This is a genomic window from Oscillibacter sp. CU971, assembly GCF_905219725.1.
GTDB lineage: Bacteria > Bacillota > Clostridia > Oscillospirales > Oscillospiraceae > Oscillibacter.
The window spans coordinates 1-2,975 of record NZ_CAJMXG010000305.1 but is presented as its reverse complement, the minus strand read 5'-3'; the positions used below and the strand labels follow the sequence as shown (position 1 = coordinate 2,975).

The window sequence follows — 2,975 nt, the reverse complement described above, 5'->3', positions numbered from 1 at the left end:
GTCCTGGACGCCGCCCAGGCTTACGGAGATGTCCCCGGCGGAGAAGGAGGCCGCGCCCCCCTCTGCCGCCGCCAGGTCCGCCGCCGCCGTGAAGGCGGCGGCGCAGGGCAGGGCCTCGCCGCAGTCCTCCGCCGTCACGCCCTCCCGGAGCCGGGCCAGCCAGGCCCGCTCCGCCGCGGCGCACAGGGGCGGTAGCAGCGCCCGGTCCTCCCCGCCGCCAAGGGCCAGGGCCAGCTCTAAAATCCGCTCTCCCACGTCAGCCCTGGACTTCCGCNCCCAGCTTCATCGCCTTGGACGCGCCGGTGAACAGCTTGGCAAAGCCGGAGATGGAGGTGATGGCCGCCCGCTCCAGCTGGCGGTCGATGAGCTTGTCGTACTCCACCATCACCTCGCCGCCGACGACCTGCTCCAGGGCATAGCGCTTGTCCAGGCCGATGAGGGTCCCGGCGGGCATGGCGCTCGTTCTCAGCAGCTTGGCCCCCAGGGGCGTGGAGAGGGTGCCGGTGCCCTGGAAGTTCAGCCCCGTCAGGGGGTTTTGGAACTCCTTGAGCCGCAGCAGCTCCAGCATGGTGTCGCCGCCCACCAGCAGCGTGTTCATGGCGAAGGGGTCAAACTTGTTCCAAAACTCCAGCAGCGCGTCATAGCTCAAAGCGCCGTTGTGGCTGACCACCTCCGCCGGGTTTTCGTTGCCGTCCCCCTCCAGCAGGACCTTGATGGCGTCCTGGAGGTGCATCTTCCCGATGTAGGCCCCAATCTGGCGCAGGGTGACGGAGAACAAATCCAGNCGCTGGAAGCGGATGGCCTCATAGGAGGCCACCAGCATCCGTCCCCGCTTCTGGAGCTTCACCAGGTTTTCCTGGGTGCGGACGGATGTCTCGGGAATGGCGGCTCCCTCCGCCACCTGGAGGAGCTTTTTCTCCTCCTCCGTGGGCACGGAGGCGATGGAGCGGTAGTCCATCCCGTCGAACTTGGTCACCGTGGCGGTGATGTCCGGCAGGATGCCGCCCTCCTCCAGNCCCTGGCGCACCACCCGGGAGACGAACTCCGGGANCAGAACCGAGGACTCGGTGGTGTGGAAAAACTTCTCCACCGGGTCGCTGTCCGCCCCNTTGACGTGGATGCCGAAGCGCTTAAGCTGGCGCTGAAAGGCGTCCAGCCCCTCCAGGGGCGTGCCCCGATAGCCCTCGCTGGGGTCCAGCTCCTCCAGCGTCTTGGCGAAGCTGGTTCCGCCGCGGCCGTACATCCCCTTTTCCAGCCGCAGGTTTTCAAAATGATAGCTCATCCTCTTTCTCCTCCTTCTGTATATCCGGCACGGAGCCCCTGGCCCCGAAACCGCCCTCAAATCCGAAACGCCTCCGCGTCCTCCGCCTCCGCNGCGGCGTCCCGCCGCCGCAGCTGCACCGGGGCGGGAAACCGCCCCGCCGCCCGGGTTTCAAGGCTCTTGCGCAGCTCCAAAAGCTCCGGCTCCTCCAGCCGCTGCGCCGCCTTGGCGAAGACGCCGCCGTCCAAGCCGTCGTCCGCCAGCATGGCCAGGCGCACCACCTCCCGGCGCAGGGCCTGAAGGTACTTCCGCCGCAGCTCCGCCTCCTTGCGGAGGGTCCGGTCCCCCTCCCGCTCCTGGCCGAAGCGCTTCAGCACCCCCGCCGCCCGCTGGGCGGGCACCGCCACGAAGGACCACTCATAGGCGTCCTTAATATCCCGCAGCTCCCAAAAGCACAGCTTCCCGTCGTAAACCTGTCCCGGCACATGCCCGCAGTCCTCCGCCCCGCAGACGGAGCACACCCGCCGCCCGGCGCTGCACCCCACGCTGACCTCTTTTTTGATGCCCCCCTCGATTTCGGCAATCAGGTCCTCGTTCTTCTCCGTCCGCAGAAGATAGGCCCAGCCCTTGAGCCAGCGGTACTCGTCCCCCGCCTGGGTTTTTTGGGCGCTCTCCCGCACCACCTGGGTTTTGTAAAGCCGGGCCGTCTGGCCCCCGGCGCTCCACTGGTGGTCAAAGATGCCGCTCTTGCCCACAAACAGCTCCCCCAGCCGTTCCAGGGCCTCGCCGTCAAAGCGCTCAAAGTCCCGGTCCACCTCGTTGTCGCAAAGCCGCAGGGTAAAGACATACACCTGCTCCGCCGTCAGCTCCGCCTTGGCCAGGGCGTTGATAAGGGCCAAATCCTCCGCTGCCGCCGCCATGCCCCTTTGCTCCTCCATGTCCATTCCTCCCATCTCTCACGTTTCCGCCCGGTCGTTTTCAAGCCGCAGCTTCCGGGCCTGTTCCCGGTACAGCTCCGCCCGGGCCTCCTCCACCGCGTCCTGGAGGTTGATGTCGTCCCACTCCACCTGGAAGCCGCAGGCATAGCCCCGCATCCGAAGCCACAGGCGGCAGNCGCGCTCCACCACCGGCGTCAGGGTCCGCCGCAGGGCGGTGATCTCGGTGGTGAGCATGTCCGCCTGCTGGGAGCTCATCCGCTCCGTGGAATTCCAGCTCAGCCCCAGCAAAAAGGGCGGGATGCCCGTCTTGGCCACAACCTGCTCCAGAATCTGCCGCACGGGCACCTGGCTGTCCAGCACCGGCGCGTCCGCGCCGATGACCCGGATGCTCACATCCCCCGCCGCCACAAAGTCCCGGACGCTGCCGCCCCGGGTCTCCCGCATGGCCCGGGACCACTCCCCGGCCAGCAGCTGCCCCCGCTCCGCGGCCCCCTGTCCCCCGGGGCAGGTGACGGCGAAGCGGAGGTTCCCGCACCGCTCCCAGTTCACCCCCACGGTGTAATAAATCTTCATCAGAATATCCGCCAAAAAGGGCAAAGACCGCAGCAGCGACACTCCGTAGGGGTTCTCCGTCTCCGGGTTCAGCGGCGTGAAGAGAATCAGGTTCGGATAGGGCAGCGCCGCCATCCGCCCGCCCGTATCGGGCCCCCAGAGGGAGAAGGTCAGGGCGTTATCCCTCTCCTGGATTTCAATGTTCTCAACCCGCCCGCACAGCA

3 protein-coding genes and 1 pseudogene are annotated in these 2,975 nt (G+C 67.3%); all 4 read right to left on the bottom strand.

Annotated features, from left to right (window positions below; all coding sequences use genetic code 11):
* Nucleotides 1–255: hypothetical protein (locus JX325_RS14545; protein ID WP_204791797.1), on the bottom strand; the 255-nt coding region annotated here is incomplete at its 3' end.
* Between the two features lies 1 nt (nt 256).
* A complete protein-coding gene (locus tag JX325_RS14540; RefSeq protein ID WP_204791796.1) occupies nt 257–1,282 on the bottom strand; it encodes a phage major capsid protein in 1,026 nt (341 codons plus the stop codon).
* Between the two features lie 56 nt (nt 1,283–1,338).
* On the bottom strand, nt 1,339–2,199 hold the full coding sequence (locus JX325_RS14535; RefSeq protein ID WP_243414114.1) for a hypothetical protein: 861 nt from the start codon (nt 2,197–2,199) through the stop codon (nt 1,339–1,341).
* Between the two features lie 18 nt (nt 2,200–2,217).
* Nucleotides 2,218–2,975: pseudogene (locus JX325_RS14530) on the bottom strand (phage portal protein); the annotation flags it as partial.